The following is a 19,597-nucleotide window of genomic DNA, read 5'->3' as shown; positions in this document are numbered from 1 at the left end:
GCCGTATGAGGGGTGACTCTCAAGTACGGTTCTTAGGGGAGGCAGGAGTGGTAACACTCCTGCTTTACCCGACTGAAAGCGCATATCGGCGTTGATGCCGAATCCGGCTTAGTGCATAGCCTGGTGGGCACGGCGGCCAATGTGGCGGACGTGACGCAGGTCGATCAGTTGCTGCATGGCGAGGAGTCTTACGTGTCTGGCGATGCCGGTTACACCGGCGTGGACAAGCGTCCTGAGCATCAGAATCGCAAGATGATCTGGTCGATTGCGGCGCGGCCCAGCAGCTACAAAAAGCACGGAAAACAGAGTTTGATCGGTAGTCTGCGGCGCAAGATCGAATACGCCAAGGCCCAAGTACGCGCCAAGGTTGAACATCCGTTTCGGGTCATCAAGCGTCAGTTTGGCTATACGAAAGTGCGCTTTCGCGGCCTGATGAAAAACACCGCGCAACAGGCCACGCTATTTGCCCTGTCGAACCTGTGGATGATGCGAAAACGGCTGCTGGCTGCGGGAGAGGTGCGCCTGTAATGCGGGAAAAGCGCCTTGAAAAGGCGTTGTTCAAGGGTGAAACGATGAGTTAAGAACAGGAAAGGTCTGATTTCTGACCAAGCCAGCGTTTTTTGAACCTCAACCAAGGAGGGCATCAAAAATCGCTGACTACTTCAGACCTTCCTTAAGCAAACGTTAACAATATTTGTGTTGCCTGTGGGTGTCCAAGGCCGTCTTTGAATACGGAGTAAACGTAATAGGTTGTTACACGCCTGCGCATTGCATAGGCTTGCACTCTTGTTTGCCCGCACACGCCGGGAGCCAGCGCCAGGAGAGTGAAAATGGGCCTGAATAACCAGTGGATGCAACGCGACCTTGCCGTGTTGTGGCATCCCTGCACCCAAATGAAAGACCATGAACAACTGCCCTTGATCCCTATCAAGCGCGGCGAAGGCGTGTGGCTGGAAGACTTTGAAGGCAAGCGCTACCTCGATGCCGTGAGTTCCTGGTGGGTCAATGTGTTTGGCCACTGCAACCCGCGAATCAACCAGCGCATCAAGGATCAGGTCGATCAGTTGGAGCACGTGATCCTTGCAGGCTTCAGCCATCAGCCGGTGATCGAACTGTCCGAGCGGCTGGTCAAGATGACACCTGAAGGCCTGACCCGTTGCTTCTATGCCGATAACGGCTCGTCGTGCATCGAAGTTGCGCTGAAGATGAGCTTCCACTACTGGCTCAACCGTGAACAGCCAGACAAAAAACGCTTCGTTACCCTGACCAACAGCTATCACGGTGAAACCATGGCCGCGATGGCCGTGGGCGATGTGCCGTTGTTCACTGAAACCTACAAGGCGTTGCTGCTCGACACCATCAAGGTGCCGAGCCCCGACTGCTACCTGCGCCCTGAAGGCGTGAGCTGGGAAGCGCATTCGCGCACGATGTTTTTGGCGATGGAGCAGACTCTCGCCGAAAATCATCAAACCGTGGCTGCGGTTATCGTCGAGCCGTTGATTCAGGGCGCGGGTGGCATGCGCATGTACCACCCGGTGTACCTCACACTGCTGCGCGAGGCCTGTGACCGTTACGGGGTGCACTTGATCCTTGATGAAATTGCCGTGGGCTTTGGCCGCACCGGCACCATGTTCGCCTGCGAACAGGCGGGTATCACGCCGGACTTCCTGTGTCTGTCCAAAGCGTTGACCGGTGGCTATTTGCCGTTGGCGGCCTGCATGACCACGGATGAGGTGTACAGCGCGTTCTACGACGATTACCCGACCCTGCGCGCCTTCCTGCATTCCCACAGCTATACGGGTAATCCGCTGGCCTGTGCCGCAGCGTTGGCGACGCTGGATATCTTCGAAGAAGACAACGTCATCGAGAATAACAAGGCCCTGGCTCAACGTATGGCCCTGGCGACTGCCCATCTGGTTGATCATCCTCATGTCTCGGAAGTGCGTCAGACCGGTATGGTGCTGGCCATTGAAATGGTTCAGGACAAGGCCAGCAAAACCGCTTACCCGTGGCAGGAGCGTCGGGGGCTTAAAGTCTTCCAGCACGCCCTGGAGCGGGGTGCGTTGTTGCGCCCACTGGGTAGCGTGGTGTATTTCTTGCCGCCTTACGTGATCACCCCCGAGCAGATCGACTTTTTGGCTGAAGTGGCCAGTGAAGGGATCGATATCGCGACCCGCAGCGACATCAGCGTGGCCGTGCCATCGAATTTTCACCCGGACTTCCGTGACCCGGGTTAAACCGGGCCGTACTGTATCTCCTGTGGGAGCGGGCCTGCTCCCACATTAGCACCCGAATTTTCAGAGAATTTAAATGAGATTGTCCCGCTTTTTTATCGACGCTCCTTTGAGCCTTGGTGAGCATGAATTGCCTGAGGCTCAGGCGCATTACATTGGCCGCGTGCTGCGTATGGCCGAGGGCGATGCCTTGCAAGTGTTCGACGGCTCGGGCCAGGAGTTTCTGGGACGCTTGCTGGAAGTCGGCAAAAAGCGCGTACGCGTGCTGCTGGACGAAACCTTCGCAGGGCAAGTTGAATCGCCATTGGCCATTCACCTCGGTCAGGGCCTGTCCCGTGGCGAGCGTATGGACTGGGCGATTCAAAAGGCCACCGAGCTGGGCGTGACTGAAATCACCCCGATCATGAGCGAGCGCTGCGAAGTGCGGCTCAAGGACGAACGCGCCGACAAACGTCTGGCCCACTGGCGGCAGGTGGCGATCAGCGCCTGTGAGCAATGCGGCCGTTCGCGGGTGCCCGTTATCCATCCGCCGCTATTGCTCAGCGACTGGATCAAAACCACTGAAGCCGACCTCAAGCTGGTGCTGCACCCGGTGTCAGAACCTTTGGCCAGCCACGCGAAACCTTCGCGCCTGGCGTTTTTGATCGGCCCCGAAGGCGGCCTGACCGATAACGAAATCGACCTGGCCCAGGCCGCCGGCTACCAACCTGCACGCCTTGGCCCACGGGTGCTGCGTACCGAAACTGCGCCGGTTGTAGCCCTGGCCGTGGCGCAGCAGTTGTGGGGTGATTTCTAAGTCAGGGCCTGCTTTTTTGCTTTTGTGGGAGCGGGCTTGCTCGCGATGCAAGCGCCGCGGTAGGTCTAGATAATCGCGTCGATCCCATCGCGAGCAAGCCCGCTCCCACAAAGGTGTGGCCTTCAATTTCAGTCGTTTCGTACGACGTTTCGCTTTCATTCTCGTGAATCATCCGAGAAGATTCCGCTCGCTTGCGCCTGTTCAAATCGGGGAATAGTCTCGGCCCATCGCTGCAAATCAGCGGTCGGGTTTAGTAGCCTGGTAGATGAGCAAGGCGCAAGGCGCCACCTTAGTGAGGCGTTTTTTTTCGGCCCCGCTTTATGGTGGCCGTACGCAGGGCGCCCTCGGGCGCGCCGGTTTCCGAGCTCACCGGTCTACTAACCTGCGTACGGCTGCCACCCGTTCGTTTTGGTGTTGTCGGTCATGCACTTGGTGGAGCTGGCCAAGGGTTATGTCGACAAGTCGCTGGATACGCTGGCAACGCACTGAAGCAGCACGCGCCTGAGTGCAGCAGGCGCGTCTTGGGGCAGCTGGTGTGAAGGTGAGGGTGTAACGGAAGACTTTTTTTGACGCCCTTACTCCACCGGATCACTCACCGGCTTGGCGATGATCTGTTTTAGCTCGGCGGTCATCGGGAACTCCAGGTTCAGGCCGTTGGGCGGGATCGGTTGTTCGAACCAGCGCTGGTAAATGCTGGTGATTTCCCCGGACTGATACAGGTCGGCCAGGGTCTTGTTCACCACCGCCAGGAACTGCGGGTCGTCCTTGCGCACCATGCAGCTGTAGATTTCACGGGATTGCTCATCCCCTACAACCACCCATTTGTGCGGATCACGAGCTTTGGCACGTTCGCCGTAGAGCAGCGCATCGTCCATATAAAACGCAACGGCGCGGCCGGTTTCGAGCATCTTGAAGGCTTCACCATGATCTTTGGCACTGATCACGTTCATGCCCATTTTGTGGTCGGCGCTGTAGCTTTTGATAAAGCGTTCGTTGGTGGTGCCTGCCGTTGTCACCACGTTTTTGTCGCGCAAATCATCAAAGCCCTTGATGCCGCTGTCCTTGGCGGTCAGCAGTTGGCCTTTGACGTAAATAAACCCATAGGAAAATGCCACCTGTTTTTGCCGTTCGGCGGTCACGCCGGTTGAGCCGCATTCCAGGTCTACGGTGCCGTTCTGCACCAGCGGGATGCGGGTTTGCGAGGTCACCAGGTTGTATTTGACCTTCAGCGGTTTACTGCCCACTTGCTGCTGGATGCGCTCGACGATTTTATTGGCCAGCTCCACCGAATAGCCCATGGGCTTGCCGCTGTTATCGCCGACATAGGAGAACGGCACCGATGCATCGCGATAACCCAGGGTAATACTTCCCGAGTCGGCGATTTTTTTCAGTGTGCCCTGCAACGGGGCTTCGTTGGCTTGTACGGCATGGCTGATTAACAGGCCCAGCGTGCAACTGATCAAGGCAAATTTGTTCATTGTTGTTTTCCCCTCACACAGATTAATGACGAACTGCAATCACGCTGATTTCCACCAATACCTCAGGCCGTGCCAGCTCCGCCTGCAGGGTGGTGCGGGTGGGCGCCTTGCCTGCCGACAGCCAGGCTGACCACACGGCATTCATGGCCGCAAAGTCGCGCTGGATGTTTTGCAGGTAAAGGGTGGCGTTAACGATGTGGTCTTTATCGCTGCCAGCTTCGGCCAACAGGGCGTCGATCTTGCTCAACACTTCTTGCGTTTGCGCCGTAATGTCCTCGCTTTGCGTAGGCACCTGTCCCGACAGAAACACCAGGGCTTCAAACGTCGCGGCGGCGCTCAAACGGTCATTGCTGTTGATGCGTTGAATGGTCATAGGGCTTTCCTTGTGGACGGGATGGCGCACTCAGGCGGCCAGGCCTTGCATGTCAATGGAGGTTTTGCGTTGTGCAATCAGCTCGCTGAGCAAGCGCCCGCTGCCGCAGGCCAGGGTGAAGCCCAGGGCGCCGTGGCCCAGGTTGAGCCACAGGTTGCGATAACCGCTGGCACCCAGGATGGGTACGCCGCTGGGGGTTGCAGGGCGCATGCCAGCCCATTCGATGGCGGTTTGATAGTTGCCCGCATCCGGGAAAGTGCTGCTGGCCAGTTGACGCATTTGCGCCAGGCGTTTGGGGTCCGGGGCAGGGTCGAAGCCGACGATATCGACCATCGCGGCGATGCGCAGTTGCTCGCCGATACGCGCGTAGACAATTTTGCGGTCGTAGTCGGTAATGCTCACTTGTGGTGCCTTTTGCGGGTCGGTCAGGGCCAGCGTAAGGCTGTAACCCTTGAGCGGGTACAACGGCAGGTGCAGCCCCGGCAGGCGCAGGGCCGGGCTGTTGTGCCCGGCGGCGAGCACCAGTTGGTCCACGGCCAGAACCTCGTCGCCCATTTCCACTGCCTGTACCGCCCCGTTGGCGTGGCGAAGCCGGGTGACGGTCTTGCCCAGCATAAAGGTGCAACGGCCACTGGCCTGCAAGCGGGCGGCCAGTTGCTGACAGAACCCGTGGCAATCCCCGACCTCTTCGCTTGGGGTATAAATACCGCCGACGAATGCCGAGCCTTGCAGCCCGGGTTCCAGGCTGGCGCATTCGCCGGCAGTCAGTGCTTGTTGAAATGAGCTGTGGATAACTTTTTTCCGGGCCTTTTCAAAGTTGCCGCGCTCACGGAACGCCACCAGCTTGCCGTTGCGCTGCCAGGCGAAGCCGTCGAGCTGATCTTCTTCGCGCCACTGCTGCAGCGTGGCCTGGCTGAGCAATGCCAGGCGCAGCAAATGCGCGCCATTGCGCTGGTTCACCGAGCCACGGCAGGCAGCCACAAACGAGGCCAGCCAGCGCCATTGGGCCGGGTCCATGCGCGGGCGCAGCTTGAGGGGCGAGTCGCCGCGCAACATCCAGCCCATCGCTTGCCACGGCACGCCGGCATCGGCCAGCGGTGCTACATAGCGGTAGGAGAGCTGGCCACCATTGGCAAAGCTGGTCTGGCTGCCCAAGGTCGGGCGGGCCTCGATCACCGTCACTTCAAAGCCGTCGCGCACCAGGGCATACGCTGTAGCCAGCCCGATTACGCCCCCGCCGATGATGCAAACTCGCTGTGCCATGTCAGTCCTCACCCTTGTTGTTCGGGCTTCAGATTAGGGGCAGGTGACAGGCGGCGAACAATGAATAAAGATGGTCATCCCATAAACAAAGGTTATGGACTACTGCCATGCGCTTGCGTCATATCGAAGTGTTTCAGGCGATTCGCCAAACCGGTTCTGTCAGTGCGGCGGCGCAGTTGCTGCATGTGTCGCAGCCTGCGGTGAGCAAGGTGCTGCAACACGCTGAGCAGCGGCTGGGGTTCCCGTTGTTTCTGCGGGTACGCGGCAAATTGCAGCCCACCCCGGAAGCGCTATTGCTGGAGCGCGAGGTCGACAAGGTGACCGAGAGCCTGCAAGGGGTGCAGCGTCTGGCGCAAAGCCTGCGGCGTACGCCGGGGCATCGTTTGCGCATTGGCAGTACGCCAGCCTTGGCGTTGGCACTACTGCCGCCCGTGATCAGCGAGTGGAAGCACCGATATCCGGACATCAACTGTGAACTGGTCAGTGCTCATACACGTGAATTGATCCAGAACCTGTTGATGCGCGAACTGGACGTAGCCCTGACCTTCAAACAGCCCGACCACCCGGGCCTCAAGGCCCAGGCGTTGGCCCACGGCGTATTGGTGGCACTGGCTCCGCGGGGGTTCTGGCCTGATGCAAGTGAAGGTGTGCCACTGGCGCTGGATGAACTGGCGGATGCGCCTTTGATCGGCCTGAGCAGTGCCGATCCGTTGTTTGCACGGCTGGACAGCTACCTGCAATCGGTTGAGCCGCCGCCACGTATCAGCATTGCGGTACAAACCTATTCACTGGCGCGGGCGATGGTGGAGGCGGGGGCCGGGTTGGCGGTGATCGATCCGTTTACGGCGCTGGGAGCGTCGCGGGCGAGTACCGTGATCCGGCCTCTGAGCCCCGCACTACCGATTACGCTGTATGCGCTGACCCGGGCCGATGAGGCCCCGGTACATACGCTGGAAGGGTTGCTGCAACTGTTCGCAGAGCGTGCCAGCGAACAGTTGCAGCGGTTGGCGGGTTGATAACGCGATTTAACAGTGTGGGAGCGGGCTTGCTCGCGATAATGGCCGCGCGATTTGTCTGAGTGACCACGGCGCTACCATCGCGAGCAAGCCCGCTCCCACAGGGTGGGGGTTACTTCGGCAAGGCGTACACCACCACCTGATCACCTACCTGATCTTTCAAGATCGAGTTGCCCCCCGCTACAAACGCCACATACTGACGGCCCTTGTATTCATAGATCGCGGGGTTGGCCACGGCAGGGGCCATGACGATATCCGACCACAATTCCTTGCCGTCATCCAGGGAGTAGGCGCGCACCTTGGCATCCATCGAGGCACCGATAAACACCACGCCACCGGCCGTTACTGCCGGGCCACCAATGGTCGGTGAGCCCATGCTTTCAGGCATGTACCAGCCCCACTGCTGCACGGCACCCATCGGCCGACGCCATTTCACGTCACCGGTGTTCATGTTGATTGCCACGATTTCACCGAAAGGCGGTGCCCAGCACGGCATGCCTGCCCAGTTTTGCGCGTTCAGCAAACTCATGCCGTAAGGCGCGCCGATCTGTGGGTAGAAGCCGTTTTCGTTGCCGGAGTCTTTAGGCTGTTTGTCGTAGGAAGCGCGATCCCACAGCTTGATCATCTGCACGATGTGGGAGGTGTTGACGATCGCCACCTGACTCACCGGGTCAAACGCGACACCGCCCCATTGCACGCCACCGGCGCTGTCCGGGTAAGCCAGGACGCCATTGCCTTTGGTCGAAGGCGGTGAGTACATGCCGTTGTATTCCAGGCCATCCCACATTTTGCTGCACTGGCCGAAACCGACGATATCGGCGATTTTCCAGATGGCTGGTTTTTTCGACTGATCCAGCAGCGGCGCAGGTTTGGTCGGGAACGGTTGGGTCGGTGAGTAGACTTCGCCGTCGGCGTCGCCTTTGGGCACCGGGCGCTCTTCGATCGGCCACACGTCTTCACCGGTACGGCGGTCAACAGTGAACAGGAAACCCATCTTGGTCGCTTGCACCAGCGCGGCGACAGGCTTGCCGTCGACGGTGATATCCATCAGCGTTGGCGCCGAGTTGATGTCGTAGTCCCACAAGTCATGGTGAACCCACTGACGAGACCAGACGACCTTGCCGGTATTGATATCCAGCGCAGTGGTGGAGGTTCCCAGAGGAATCGGTTTGGTCCGGTTGCCGCCCCAGTAGTTGGGTGACGGTGAGGACACGGGGATGTACAGCAAGCCCAGAGCCGGGTCATAAGACATCGCGGTCCAGATGTTGGCGGTACCGGTTTTGCCAGCTTCTTCATCCGGGATCGGCTTGAATTCCCATTCCAGCTCACCGGTGCGGGCATTGAGGGCAAACAGCGAGCCCGGTGATTCAACTTCGTATTCCCAGTCTTTGCCGGCCCAGCCCACGATCAGCTTGTCGCCAATAACGGTGGGGGGTTGCAGCTGGGAAAGTGGCCACTTGGCGTTGACCTTGTTCCACTGGTTGACGTCCACCACGCCATTTTTACCGAAGCCTGCGCAGGGTTTGCCGGTATCGGCATCCACCGCGTACAGCTGTGCGGTCATATTGCCCAGGTACACGACCTTCTGGCAGGCCACGCCGGCTTGCGGGTTTTTTTCCTGCCAGTAGGCCACACCGCGTGATTTAAGCGCGGGCTGGGTTTCGGCCACCAGGGGCGATTTGGTGTCGTAGGTCCACTTCTCTTTGCCGGTCTCGGGCTCAAGGGCGATGATCCGGTAGAGCGGCGTGCCGACGTAGAGTGTGTCATTGGCGAAAATGGGCGTGGCGGACCACACCGACGGCGGAATTTTGCCGGTGCCGGTGGACATGTCGCCGGTGAAGTACTGCCAGACTTTGGTCAGTTTACCGACGTTGTCCTTGTTGATCTGGGTGAGGGGCGAGTACTTCTGCGAGCTGAGCTGGCCGTGGAAGCTGTCCCATTCCTTGCCGCTGGGGATCGGGATTCTGGCGTCTTCGGCAGAGATGTTCGACGGTGCCAGCAACGGTGGCGGTACGGTGTAGGTGTCCTGGGCGTAAGCGTTGGATACCCCGGCGAGCAGGCACAGCGCCGGTGCTGTCAAAATGTGCTTCTTGATCCCGTTCATATCGCGCTCCTTGCTGGCTTGGGGCCAAAGGTTTCAATGACAACACCCACGGCGTAGACCAGCAGGGCAATCACTGTCCACCAACCATGCAGCAGGCTGGCGGCAAAAATGGTGCCTATCGCACCGGCCCAGCCCAGAAACAGGACGAAGTTGCGCAAGCCTCCTGCCCCGGTCTTGAGCAGCAGTACGCCCAGGACAAACAGCACCAGTTCGGCAAACATAGTGGTCATTGCCCCGCCGGAACCCGTCACACCGGACAATGGCATAAAGAACCGCCCTGCCGTAATGGCCAGGGCAGCCAGAGCCGCGATGATCATGATATGGGCACCCAGTTGGCGCCTGGGCGGTGCGTAGGCTGCAGAAGTACTCATCCCTTTCTCCTTAGCGATTCATGCCCGAGGGCATCACGGAAAGTGAGTGTAGCCAAGGCGGAGGAAATCGCCGGGAGGATGCAAGCGGCAGCAATCTTTGTGGGAGCGGGCTTGCTCGCGATACAGGCGGCTCGGTCTCTTTGACAGACCGAGTAGATGCCATCGCGGGCAAGCCCGCTCCCACAGGAAATGTGAGTGTCAGTGCGCCTGCTCAGCCTCCACCGGCGCATCCTTGGTCACATGCTTGACCAGTTTGCCGATAGTCAGGCCCTGGAACAGGATCGAGGACAGCACCACGATATAAGTGATACTCAGGATCAGGTCGCGCTCCGGGCCCAGCGGCAAGGCCAGGGCCAGCGCCACCGAAACACCACCGCGCAAGCCGCCCCAGGTGAGGATGCGGATCGTGCCGCGCGGCACGGTGCGCCAGCGGCGCAGCAAGACAATGGCCGGGGCCACAGTCAGCAGGCGCGACAGCAAAATGGCCACGGCCAAACCGCTGGCAGCCAGCAAATGCAGCCACGAGAACGGCAGCAGCAACAGTTCCATGCCGATCAGCGCAAACAGCAGCGCATTGAGCATGTCATCCAGCAGCTCCCAAAAACCGTCCATGTAGCGACGGGTCATCTCGTTCATGGCCTTGTTGCGGCCCAGGTTGCCGATGATCAAACCGGCGACCACCATCGCAATCGGCGCCGATACATGCAGCTCACTGGCCATGGCCGAGCCGCCAATCACCAGGGCCAGGGTCAGCATCACTTCGATCTGGTATTGCTCGATGCTCTTGATCATGCGGTACACCAGGTAACCGATCAGGCCGCCGAACACCACGCCGCCAATAGCTTCGTGGGCGAACAGCATGGCCGTGGCGCTCAGGCTAGGTGTTTCGCCCAGTTGCACGATGCCCAACAGCACGGTGAACACCACAACGGCGGTGCCGTCATTGAACAGCGACTCACCGACGATGGTGGTTTTCAGTGGCTTGGAGGCATTGGCCGTACGCAGCACGCCGAGCACGGCAATCGGATCGGTGGGGGAGATCAGTGCACCGAACAGCAGGCAGTACAGGAAGCTGATATGCCAGCCGAAGAGGCCGAAAATCCAGTACGCCAGGCTGCCGATCACCGTAGTGGCGATCAATACGCCGACCGTGGCCAGCAAACCAATGGGCCAGCGATAGCTGCGCACGTCGTTGAAATTCACATGCAGGGCGCCGGCAAACAGCAGGAACGACAGCATCCAGTTCATCAGCAGGTCGCCGAAGTCGATCTGGCCGATCAGCTCTTGCACGCGCTCTTCCAGCCCGGGGTAACCGAGAAAGCTCAAGCCTTGCAACAGCAGGGAAAACATCAGGGCGGTGACCATCACGCCAATCGTCGGCGGCAGGCCGATAAAGCGGAAGTTCACATAAGTCAGTAGTGAGGTCAGGCAGATAAACGCAGCAACAAGCTCAAGCATCCGGGATCCTGTGGTGGCGAGAGTGAATGGAAATCCGATGGGTTCGGGTCATGTTTGGATGCAAAAACGGGCGTCAGGGGCACATCCCGGGGGTGTGGCAAACGGACGCGAAGTGCGAGGTCATTGACCACAATGCTGCACTGAGGTTGCATGGTGGCGCTTGCGGCAGTCGCAGGTTGATAACAATAAGGAGTCTGCGGTGCTGGCAACGGTGTTGGTGTTGGTCGCGGCGGTATTGCACGCGATCTGGAACACCCTGATCAAGTTCAGCGGTGAGCGCTTGCTGGTGATCGCCTGCATGGACACGGTGGCGCTGGTGGTGGTGGCGGCGCTGGTGGGGTTTGCGCAATGGCCACCGGCGGATATCTGGCCGTGGATCCTGGCGTCGGTATTTTTCGAGCTGGTGTATCGGGTGCTGCTGATCCGCGCGTATCGGGTGGGGGATCTGGGTCTGGTGTACCCGCTGATGCGCGGGCTTTCGCCGCTGGTGGTGCTGGCGCTGACCCTGACCTTTGCCGGAGAAGTGCTGACCGGGCAGCAGATTATCGGTATTTTGCTGATCCCGTGCGGCATGGCCTGCCTGTTGTGGCAGGGCGGTGGCGGTGATCGTCTGCCCTGGTCGATGCTGCCGGTCGTGGCGCTGATCGGCCTGTGTATCGGTTGCTATACCTTCCTGGATGGCCAGGCAATCCGCCGCTGGTCGCACCCGCTGGATTACCTGGTGTGGGTCACGCTGCTCAGCGCCTGGCCGTTTCCGTTGCTGGCGGTTACCCGCAAGCGTGCCGCGTTTGCGCTGTTCTGGCGTACACAATGGCGATTGGGCGTGGCGGTGGGGGTTTGCGTGCTGGCCAGCTATGCGCTGGTGCTGTGGGCCATGCAACTGGGCTCGATTGCCGAGGCGGCGGCGCTGCGTGAAGTCAGTGTGATTCTGGTGGTGCTGTTCGGTATGCGTTACCTCAAAGAACCTTTCGGCGGACCGAGGCTCTTAGCCTGTGGGCTGGTGCTGATCGGCATGCTCGTGATGAAACTCTAAAAAGGAAATTCCAATGACGGTTGCTTTCTGGTGTGTGCTGATTGCCTTCTGTTTGACCTATGTGTGTACCGCCTTTGCCAAGTTCAGTGACGGCAAGTTCGGGCCCAGGCAAAACCATGATCCGCGTACGTTTCTTGACGGCCTGCAAGGGTTTGCCAAGCGTGCCCACAGTGCCCAGCTCAACAGCTTTGAAGTGACCCCGGCGTTTGCCGCGGCGGTGATCATTGCCGATATCGTCGGCAACGCCCAGCCGGTGACCATTGACGTGCTGGCGGTGCTGTTTATTACCAGTCGCATGCTCTACATCATCTGCTACCTGGCTGACTGGGCGATGCTGCGTTCCATCGTGTGGTTTATCGGCATGGGGCTGGTGGTCAGCTTCTTTTTTGTGTCGATGTAACGCAATCACCACACTGCCTGTGGGAGCGGGCTTGCTCGCGATTGCATCAGCGCGGTGCTTCAGGCTAACCGCATCGTCTGCATCGCGGGCAAGCCCGCTCCCACAAAAGTCTGTCTCTATTGCTTGCAGGTGCTATTACAACGGCAACGCCGCCCCTTTAGGCCACAGCAGCCAGATATTGCCCTTCTGTTTCATGTCACCTGCAATTTGCCCTGCCTCGGGGCCCGTACCGACAAAGAAGTCGGCCCGCACTTCGCCGGCAATGGCGCCGCCGGTGTCCTGGGCGGCAACCGGGCGCACGATGGGCTGGCCGTCGGCCTGGGTGGTCGATAACCACAACAGGCTGCCCAGCGGGATTACCTTGCGGTCCACGGCCACGCTGTAACCGGCCGTCAGCGGCACGTTCAGCGAGCCGCGCGGGCCTTCATTGCTGTCGGGGTTCTGAGTGAAGAACACGTAGCTCGGGTTGCTGGCCAGCATCTCGTGGACGCGTTGCGGGTTGGCCATGGCCCAGGCGTGAATGGTGCCCATGGTCACGTCTTCTTTTTTCAGCTCGCCTTGCTCGACCAGCCAGCGGCCAATCGGTTTGTACGGGTGGCCGTTCTGGTCGGCATAGCCAATGCGCAGTTGACGGCCATTGTCGAGCTGGACCCGCCCAGAGCCCTGGATCTGCAGGAATTGCAGATCCATCGGATCGGTCAGCCACGCCAGCACCGGAGCATTCAGGCCGTTGCTGTTGATGGTTTCGGCTGTGTCATAAGGCTTGAGTACACGGCCATCGAGGCGACCGCGCAGGCGTTTGCCTTTGAGCTCGGGGTAAATGCTGTCCAGGTTGACCACGATCAGATCAGACGGTACGCCGTAGATCGGTACATTGGCCGCCTGGGTGGGCTTGAGGCTGCCCGGGTAAACGGGTTCGTAGTAACCGGTGATCAGGCCGTCGCTGCTGCCTTCGGCCGAACGCAAGCTGTAGACGTCGAGGTGGGTTCGCAGGAAATTGCTGATTTCAGCCACGCTGGGGCTGGCAGGCAGGGCCGCAGCGTCGCTGCATACCGGACCCCAGTTGGCGTCGGCCTTGAGACGGGTGCAGGCGCTGCGCCATGAAGCGAAGCCGCTTTGCAGGTCATTGCCTGTCACTTCCGGCAGCGCACTCCAGTCGGCTTTGCTGTAGGTCGTGTGAGGTTCAGGTTTTGCGGCATTTTTGTCCGCATCCTTGTCGGTGCCGTTGCACCCGGCCAGGAGCATGACAACGGGCAGCGCCCAGGCCAGTGGTTTGAAAAATATGTTCATTGACGCTGTTCCTTAACGGCTGCCGAGGTCTGATGGCCTTCAAGGCAACCCGTATATTTAATAAGGGTATTGGTCTTTACGGGTGACACGAGGATACTGGCGGCCGATTTCCGTGACCTGAAGCCACCATGATTCTTAAACGATTGACTGTTGTAGTGCTGGCCTGCCTGACGCTGACGGCGTGTGGCGGGGTTGATCCCGATTCGCCGCTAGGCCAGCGTAAAGCGATTTTCAAGCAAATGCTAAAGACCAGTGAAGATCTGGGCGGAATGTTGCGGGGTCGAATTCCGTTCGATGGTCCGCGCTTTACCGCAGGCGCTATCAAGTTGGATGCGTTGGCTTACGAGCCGTGGAAGCATTTCCCTCAAGTAAAGGAGAGCGATCAAACCAGCGCTACTGATGACGTCTGGCAAAAGCAGGCACGTTTTCAGGAGTTGGCGCGGCAGTTGGAGGCTGCTACGGGTGAGCTGGTTATCGCCAGCCAGGTGCAACCCTACAAGGCCAGTAACCTGATGCCTGCGGTGCAGAAGGTCGAAGACACCTGCAGTGCGTGCCACAAGGCATTCAGGAATCACTGAGTAAAGTTGAGCCGGTACCCACCTGCTGTGGGAGCGGGCTTGCTCGCGATGCAGGCGACGCGATCTGTCAGGCAGACCGCAGCGATCCCATCGCGAGCAAGCCCGCTCCCACAACGAGCCCGCTCCCACAGGGCGAATTACTTGTCCAGCTGATCCAGCGCTTCCTGCAACTCTTTGCGCGATTCGGCCAGCTTGTTTTTGCGCTTGTCGATTTTTTCCGGGTCGCCTTTCTTCATGGCCTTGTCCAGATCTGCCTGGCGCTTGCTGACTTCGTGCTTGGCTTCCAGCACCTTGTTTTCGCGTTCCTTGCGCAGGCCCGCGTCGGTGCAATGGGCTTCAACTTCGCTCAGGGCTTTTTCCAGGCCTGCTACCTGGTTGCTGTTGCCGTGGGCACGCGCTTGCTCAAGTTGCAAGGTGATGGCCTGCTTCTTGGCAGCACAGCCGGTCAGTTCAGGCGCTGTGTCGGCGGCCATCAGCGGGGCAGCCAACAGGCCGCAGACAGTAAACAGGGCGAGCGGTGAAAGTAATTTCATAAATAGCTCCATGACCAAAGATGACAATTAAATAAGGTCGAAAGAACGCTGCACAAGCGTCGTTCGGCGGTTCGAAACCGTGGATGTTAGCAGCATCCGTACGCAAGCAATCCGTTGCGCGATGCCCGCCAGCAGCAAAAAGCCCCGAACAGTCGCCTGTCCGGGGCTTTTGGTGCAGCAGGCTTACTTACAAACCAGCGGCAGTACGCAGTTCTTCAGCGCGGTCGGTACGCTCCCACGTGAACGTGGTGAAGGTATCGTCGCCAACCGTTTTGGTCTGCGGGATACGGCCGAAGTGACCGTATGCTGCAGTTTCCTGGTACATCGGGTGCAGCAGATCAAGCATCTTGGTGATGGCGTATGGACGCAAGTCGAACACCTCACGCACCAGCTTGATGATCTTGTCGTCGGAAATTTTGCCAGTGCCGAAAGTATTCAACGAAATCGAAGTCGGTTGGGCGACGCCGATTGCGTAGGAAACCTGGATCTCGCAACGCTCAGCCAGGCCGGCAGCCACGATGTTCTTGGCCACGTAACGACCGGCGTAGGCCGCCGAACGGTCAACCTTGGATGGATCTTTACCCGAGAACGCGCCGCCGCCGTGACGGGCCATGCCGCCGTAGGTGTCAACGATGATCTTGCGACCGGTCAGGCCGCAGTCGCCAACCGGGCCACCGATGATGAACTGGCCAGTAGGGTTGATGTGGAACTGGGTGTCTTTGTGCAACAGATCAGCAGGCAGCACGTGCTTGACGATCAGCTCCATCACGCCTTCGCGCAGGTCTTTGTTCGACACTTCCGGGTTGTGCTGGGTCGACAGCACGATGGCGTCGATGGCCACAACCTTGCCGCCTTCGTAACGGCAAGTGACCTGGGACTTGGCGTCCGGGCGCAGCCACGGCAGCAGGCCGGATTTGCGGGCTTCTGCCTGGCGCTGTACCAACTGGTGAGAGAAGGTGATCGGTGCCGGCATCAGCACGTCGGTTTCGTTGCTGGCGTAGCCGAACATCAGGCCCTGGTCGCCGGCGCCCTGATCTTCAGGCTTGGCGCGGTCTACACCCTGGTTGATGTCAGGAGACTGCTTGCCGATGATGTTCATCACGCCGCAGGTAGCACCGTCGAAGCCGACGTCGGAGCTGGTGTAACCGATGTCGGTGATCACGTCACGAACGATCTGCTCCAGGTCAACCCAGGCCGAAGTGGTGACTTCGCCGGCGATGATTGCTACGCCGGTTTTCACCAGAGTCTCGCACGCCACACGGGCGAACTTGTCTTCAGCAATGATGGCGTCCAGCACCGCGTCAGAAATCTGGTCGGCGATTTTGTCCGGATGCCCTTCAGACACGGACTCGGAGGTGAAAAGGGAGTATTCGCTCATCTCGACGGTTTCCTAATATTTACCGATGGTGAGTGTCGCCAGCTGGCCGCTGAAAGTGGCGGACCTGAAGCTGGAAACCATTACGTAAGCCTACATAGAGGCTTTCCCCGGGAACGAGTCCCGCAGCGGTGGCCCAACGGGCCAGATCATCTTGTTCAAAACCCAGCCATAAATCACCGCAAGCCTCGCGGGCCCACGCCTGATTATGGCTGCACAACTCTGTTACCAGCAGGCTACCGCCCGGTTGCAGCAAGGTCGCCAGTTGCCTGAGTGCTTCGGCCGGTGCAGCGAAATGGTGCAAGACCATGTTCACGACCACGCAATCGACCTGGATCGGTGCTTCATGCAGCGCGTCGGCCAGGATCAGGCTGACGTTGTTCAGTGACTCGCGTTCACACAACTGGCGGGCCAGCTCCAGCATCACCGGGCTGTTGTCCAGCGCCGTGACCTGATGGAAACGACGAGCCAGGTCGGGCAAGAAGCTGCCATCGCCGGGGCCGACTTCCAGGGCTGTGGCCCCCGGGCCGAAGCTCAGTTTGTCGAGCAGGGTTAAAACACTGTCACGGTATTGCGGCAAGCCGGCGATCAAATCCTGTTGAGCGCGAAATTTCTCGGCTATGCGTGAGAAAAAGTCCTGACTGGCGGCTGCACGTTGGCCGTGTACGGCGCTGATGCGCGCCTGTACATCGGCGGGCAAGGCCAGGTTATCGACCTCTTCCAGCAGTGCTGCATGCAATTTGCCGCCCAGTTGTTCGGTATGGGGCAGGGCGCGGCGATAAAAAATCGCGTTGCCTTCGCGCCGGGTTGCAACCAGCCGTGCCTGGGACAGCACCTTGAGGTGGTGGCTCATGCCGGACTGCCCGGTGGCGAAGATCTGTGTCAGTTCCAGCACACCAAACGAATCATTGGCCAACGCGCGCAGCACATTGAGTCGCAGCGGATCGCCTCCAGCCTTGCACAGGGCGGAGAGCTCGTCGCAATCGTCATGGCGGATTGAAGGCACGCGTAAGTTCATGGGGCCGCAGTCTAGTTACCCGCTCAAGCCCCCGCAAGTTCAATATCAAAACTTTTTGATATTGGTCGATAAATGGCACGTTTGTCGGGTGGAATGTGCTTATTAACGAAATGAAATGTCCGATCCTTAACAGATTGCCTGCCTGAACAAAGGAAAAACGTTTCAGCTGACTATCTGTCATTGCCCCGAGGGGGTGGGTGAGGGAAAATGCTCGCCTTTTTTCCGTTTCGATTTAACTTCCAATACCCAGGAGAACAGCGATGCCCAGCCGTCGTGAGCGTGCCAACGCCATTCGTGCACTCAGCATGGATGCCGTGCAAAAAGCCAACAGCGGTCATCCAGGTGCCCCTATGGGTATGGCGGATATCGCCGAAGTACTGTGGCGCGATTATCTGAAGCACAACCCGAGCAATCCTTCGTTCGCTGACCGTGACCGCTTCGTGCTGTCCAACGGCCACGGTTCGATGCTGATCTACTCGTTGTTGCACCTGACCGGCTATGACCTGTCGATCGACGACCTGAAAAACTTCCGCCAGCTGCACAGCCGCACCCCGGGCCACCCGGAGCTGGGCTACACGCCGGGCGTTGAAACCACCACTGGCCCGTTGGGTCAGGGCCTGGCCAACGCTGTGGGCTTTGCCCTGGCCGAAAAAGTCATGGGCGCGCAGTTCAACCGTCCTGGCCATAACGTTGTCGATCACCACACCTACGTGTTCCTGGGTGATGGCTGCATGATGGAAGGCATTTCCCACGAAGTTGGCTCGCTGGCCGGCACCCTGGGCCTGAGCAAACTGATCGCTTTCTACGATGACAACGGCATCTCCATCGATGGCGAAGTTGAAGGCTGGTTTACCGACGACACGCCAAAGCGTTTCGAAGCCTACAACTGGCAAGTGATCCGTAACGTTGACGGTCACGACCCGGAAGAAATCAAGACCGCGATCGAAACCGCACGCAAAAGCGACCAGCCAACGCTGATCTGCTGCAAGACCACCATCGGTTTCGGTTCGCCGAACAAGCAGGGCAAGGAAGACTGCCACGGTGCTCCACTGGGCAACGATGAAATCGCCCTGACCCGCAAGGCCCTGAACTGGAACCACGGTCCATTTGAAATCCCGGCTGATATCTACGCCGAATGGGATGCCAAGGAAGTCGGTGCTGCGGTTGAGTCCGAGTGGGACAAGCGCTTCGCTGCCTACGCTGCCGAGTTCCCTGAGCTGGCCGCCGAGCTGTCCCGTCGCCTGAGCGGCAAGCTGCCAGCTGACTTCGATGCCAAGGCCAACGCCTACATCGCTGAAGTCGCGGCCAAAGGCGAAACCATCGCCAGCCGTAAAGCCAGCCAGAACGCGCTGAATGCCTTCGGCCCGTTGCTGCCTGAGCTGCTGGGCGGCTCCGCTGACCTGGCCGGCTCCAACCTGACCCTGTGGAAAGGTTGCAAAGGTGTTTCGGCTGAAGACGCCAGCGGCAACTACGTGTACTACGGTGTACGTGAGTTCGGCATGAGCGCCATCATGAACGGCGTTGCCCTGCACGGCGGCCTGGTGCCTTACGGTGCAACCTTCCTGATGTTCATGGAATACGCCCGCAACGCCATCCGCATGTCGGCCCTGATGAAACAGCGCGTGATCTATGTGTTCACCCACGACTCCATCGGTCTGGGCGAAGACGGCCCGACTCACCAGCCGATCGAACAGCTGACCAGCCTGCGTACCACGCCGAACCTGGACACCTGGCGCCCGGCCGATGCGGTGGAATCCGCAGCTGCCTGGAAATACGCCCTGGAGCGCAACGATGGCCCGTCCGCGTTGATCTTCTCGCGTCAGAACCTCAACCACCAGACCCGTGATGCCGGCCAGATTGCCGATATCAACCGTGGTGGCTACGTGCTCAAGGACTGCGCAGGCGAGCCTGAGCTGATCCTGATCTCGGCCGGTTCCGAAGTGGGCCTGGCTGTTCAGGCCTGGGAAAAACTGACCGAACAGGGCCGCAAGGTTCGTGTGGTGTCGATGCCATGCACCAGCGTGTACGAAGCTCAAGATGCGGGCTACAAGCAGTCGGTTCTGCCGCTGCAGGTGAGCGCCCGTATCGCCATCGAAGCCTCCCACGCTGACTACTGGTACAAGTACGTGGGCCTGGAAGGCCGCGTGATCGGCATGACCACCTACGGCGAGTCGGCGCCTGCGCCTGCCTTGTTCGAGGAGTTCGGCTTCACCCTGGAAAACATCCTGGGTCAGGCTGACGAGCTGCTGGAAGACTAAGTAACAAAGTGGCTGCCTT

Annotated in this window: 17 protein-coding genes and 1 pseudogene; 8 read left to right on the top strand and 10 right to left on the bottom strand. The window is 59.4% G+C overall.

The features are described from left to right. Positions 1-72 precede the first annotated feature (72 nt). From GHN92_RS11360 to GHN92_RS11350, 3 genes and pseudogenes are all read left to right on the top strand, one after another. Positions 73-528 (top strand): annotated as a pseudogene (locus GHN92_RS11360) (IS5 family transposase); the annotation flags it as partial. Between the two features lie 302 nt (positions 529-830). Continuing rightward, positions 831-2,237 carry an adenosylmethionine--8-amino-7-oxononanoate transaminase gene (locus GHN92_RS11355; protein ID WP_095020460.1) on the top strand — a complete coding sequence of 469 codons (1,407 nt, stop codon included), beginning with the start codon at positions 831-833 and terminating at the stop codon, positions 2,235-2,237. A 73-nt stretch (positions 2,238-2,310) separates the two neighbouring features. After that, positions 2,311-3,030, top strand: a complete 720-nt coding sequence (locus GHN92_RS11350; RefSeq protein ID WP_153380177.1) for a 16S rRNA (uracil(1498)-N(3))-methyltransferase — start codon at positions 2,311-2,313, stop codon at positions 3,028-3,030. Between the two features lie 575 nt (positions 3,031-3,605). Here the strand turns inward: GHN92_RS11350 and GHN92_RS11345 are convergent. Genes GHN92_RS11345 through GHN92_RS11335 form a run of 3 tightly spaced genes read right to left on the bottom strand, consistent with a single transcriptional unit; the run spans position 3,606 to position 6,144 of the window. Then, positions 3,606-4,508, bottom strand: a complete 903-nt coding sequence (locus GHN92_RS11345) for a transporter substrate-binding domain-containing protein (RefSeq protein WP_150628471.1) — start codon at positions 4,506-4,508, stop codon at positions 3,606-3,608. A 22-nt stretch (positions 4,509-4,530) separates the two neighbouring features. Then, complete coding sequence (locus tag GHN92_RS11340; protein ID WP_094999879.1) at positions 4,531-4,881, bottom strand: RidA family protein; 351 nt, start codon at positions 4,879-4,881, stop codon at positions 4,531-4,533. A 30-nt stretch (positions 4,882-4,911) separates the two neighbouring features. Next, positions 4,912-6,144 (bottom strand): D-amino acid dehydrogenase, encoded by a 1,233-nt coding sequence (locus tag GHN92_RS11335; RefSeq protein ID WP_094999880.1) that lies wholly within the window; start codon positions 6,142-6,144, stop codon positions 4,912-4,914. Between the two features lie 107 nt (positions 6,145-6,251). Here GHN92_RS11335 and GHN92_RS11330 point away from each other — a divergent pair, with 107 nt between their 5' ends. After that, positions 6,252-7,160: a LysR family transcriptional regulator gene (locus GHN92_RS11330; RefSeq protein WP_094999881.1), complete on the top strand. Its 909-nt coding sequence runs from the start codon at positions 6,252-6,254 to the stop codon at positions 7,158-7,160. Between the two features lie 112 nt (positions 7,161-7,272). Here GHN92_RS11330 and GHN92_RS11325 read toward each other — a convergent pair whose 3' ends face one another. From GHN92_RS11325 to GHN92_RS11315, 3 genes are all read right to left on the bottom strand, one after another. After that, positions 7,273-9,264: a pyrroloquinoline quinone-dependent dehydrogenase gene (locus GHN92_RS11325; RefSeq protein WP_153380175.1), complete on the bottom strand. Its 1,992-nt coding sequence runs from the start codon at positions 9,262-9,264 to the stop codon at positions 7,273-7,275. After that, on the bottom strand, positions 9,261-9,635 hold the full coding sequence (locus tag GHN92_RS11320) for a hypothetical protein (RefSeq protein ID WP_094999883.1): 375 nt from the start codon (positions 9,633-9,635) through the stop codon (positions 9,261-9,263). Before GHN92_RS11320 ends, GHN92_RS11325 begins: the two co-directional genes overlap by 4 nt. 198 nt (positions 9,636-9,833) lie before the next feature. Next, the gene (locus tag GHN92_RS11315) at positions 9,834-11,093 is read right to left on the bottom strand and encodes a sodium:proton antiporter (RefSeq protein ID WP_083369739.1); all 1,260 of its coding nucleotides are present in this window, start codon (positions 11,091-11,093) and stop codon (positions 9,834-9,836) included. A 199-nt stretch (positions 11,094-11,292) separates the two neighbouring features. Here GHN92_RS11315 and GHN92_RS11310 point away from each other — a divergent pair, with 199 nt between their 5' ends. Together GHN92_RS11310 and GHN92_RS11305 are read left to right on the top strand one after the other, a co-directional pair. After that, complete coding sequence (locus GHN92_RS11310) at positions 11,293-12,126, top strand: DMT family transporter (RefSeq protein ID WP_094999884.1); 834 nt, start codon at positions 11,293-11,295, stop codon at positions 12,124-12,126. A gap of 13 nt (positions 12,127-12,139) precedes the next feature. Beyond that, complete coding sequence (locus GHN92_RS11305) at positions 12,140-12,526, top strand: MAPEG family protein (protein WP_095019477.1); 387 nt, start codon at positions 12,140-12,142, stop codon at positions 12,524-12,526. A gap of 135 nt (positions 12,527-12,661) precedes the next feature. Here GHN92_RS11305 and GHN92_RS11300 read toward each other — a convergent pair whose 3' ends face one another. Continuing rightward, positions 12,662-13,816, bottom strand: a complete 1,155-nt coding sequence (locus GHN92_RS11300; protein ID WP_153380173.1) for a murein transglycosylase A — start codon at positions 13,814-13,816, stop codon at positions 12,662-12,664. 128 nt (positions 13,817-13,944) lie between these two features. Here GHN92_RS11300 and GHN92_RS11295 point away from each other — a divergent pair, with 128 nt between their 5' ends. Further along, complete coding sequence (locus GHN92_RS11295) at positions 13,945-14,394, top strand: cytochrome c (RefSeq protein WP_094999887.1); 450 nt, start codon at positions 13,945-13,947, stop codon at positions 14,392-14,394. A 137-nt stretch (positions 14,395-14,531) separates the two neighbouring features. On the opposite strand, the gene GHN92_RS11290 is transcribed toward GHN92_RS11295, so the two are convergent. From GHN92_RS11290 to GHN92_RS11280, 3 genes are all read right to left on the bottom strand, one after another. Further along, positions 14,532-14,927 (bottom strand): DUF1090 domain-containing protein, encoded by a 396-nt coding sequence (locus GHN92_RS11290; protein ID WP_094999888.1) that lies wholly within the window; start codon positions 14,925-14,927, stop codon positions 14,532-14,534. Positions 14,928-15,114: 187 nt separating this feature from the next. After that, the gene (metK, locus tag GHN92_RS11285) at positions 15,115-16,305 is read right to left on the bottom strand and encodes a methionine adenosyltransferase (protein ID WP_094999889.1); all 1,191 of its coding nucleotides are present in this window, start codon (positions 16,303-16,305) and stop codon (positions 15,115-15,117) included. 19 nt (positions 16,306-16,324) lie between these two features. Continuing rightward, on the bottom strand, positions 16,325-17,320 hold the full coding sequence (locus tag GHN92_RS11280) for a metalloregulator ArsR/SmtB family transcription factor (protein WP_094999890.1): 996 nt from the start codon (positions 17,318-17,320) through the stop codon (positions 16,325-16,327). 260 nt (positions 17,321-17,580) lie between these two features. Between GHN92_RS11280 and tkt the strand changes: the two genes are divergently transcribed. Then, positions 17,581-19,578, top strand: coding sequence for a transketolase (gene tkt, locus GHN92_RS11275; RefSeq protein WP_094999891.1), 1,998 nt, complete (start codon positions 17,581-17,583; stop codon positions 19,576-19,578). Positions 19,579-19,597 lie beyond the last annotated feature (19 nt).

This window comes from Pseudomonas sp. FSL R10-2964 (assembly GCF_009600035.1).
GTDB lineage: Bacteria > Pseudomonadota > Gammaproteobacteria > Pseudomonadales > Pseudomonadaceae > Aquipseudomonas > Aquipseudomonas bubulae.
Note: the sequence above shows the minus strand (reverse complement) of the source record. Positions and strands in the feature narration are given on the sequence as shown.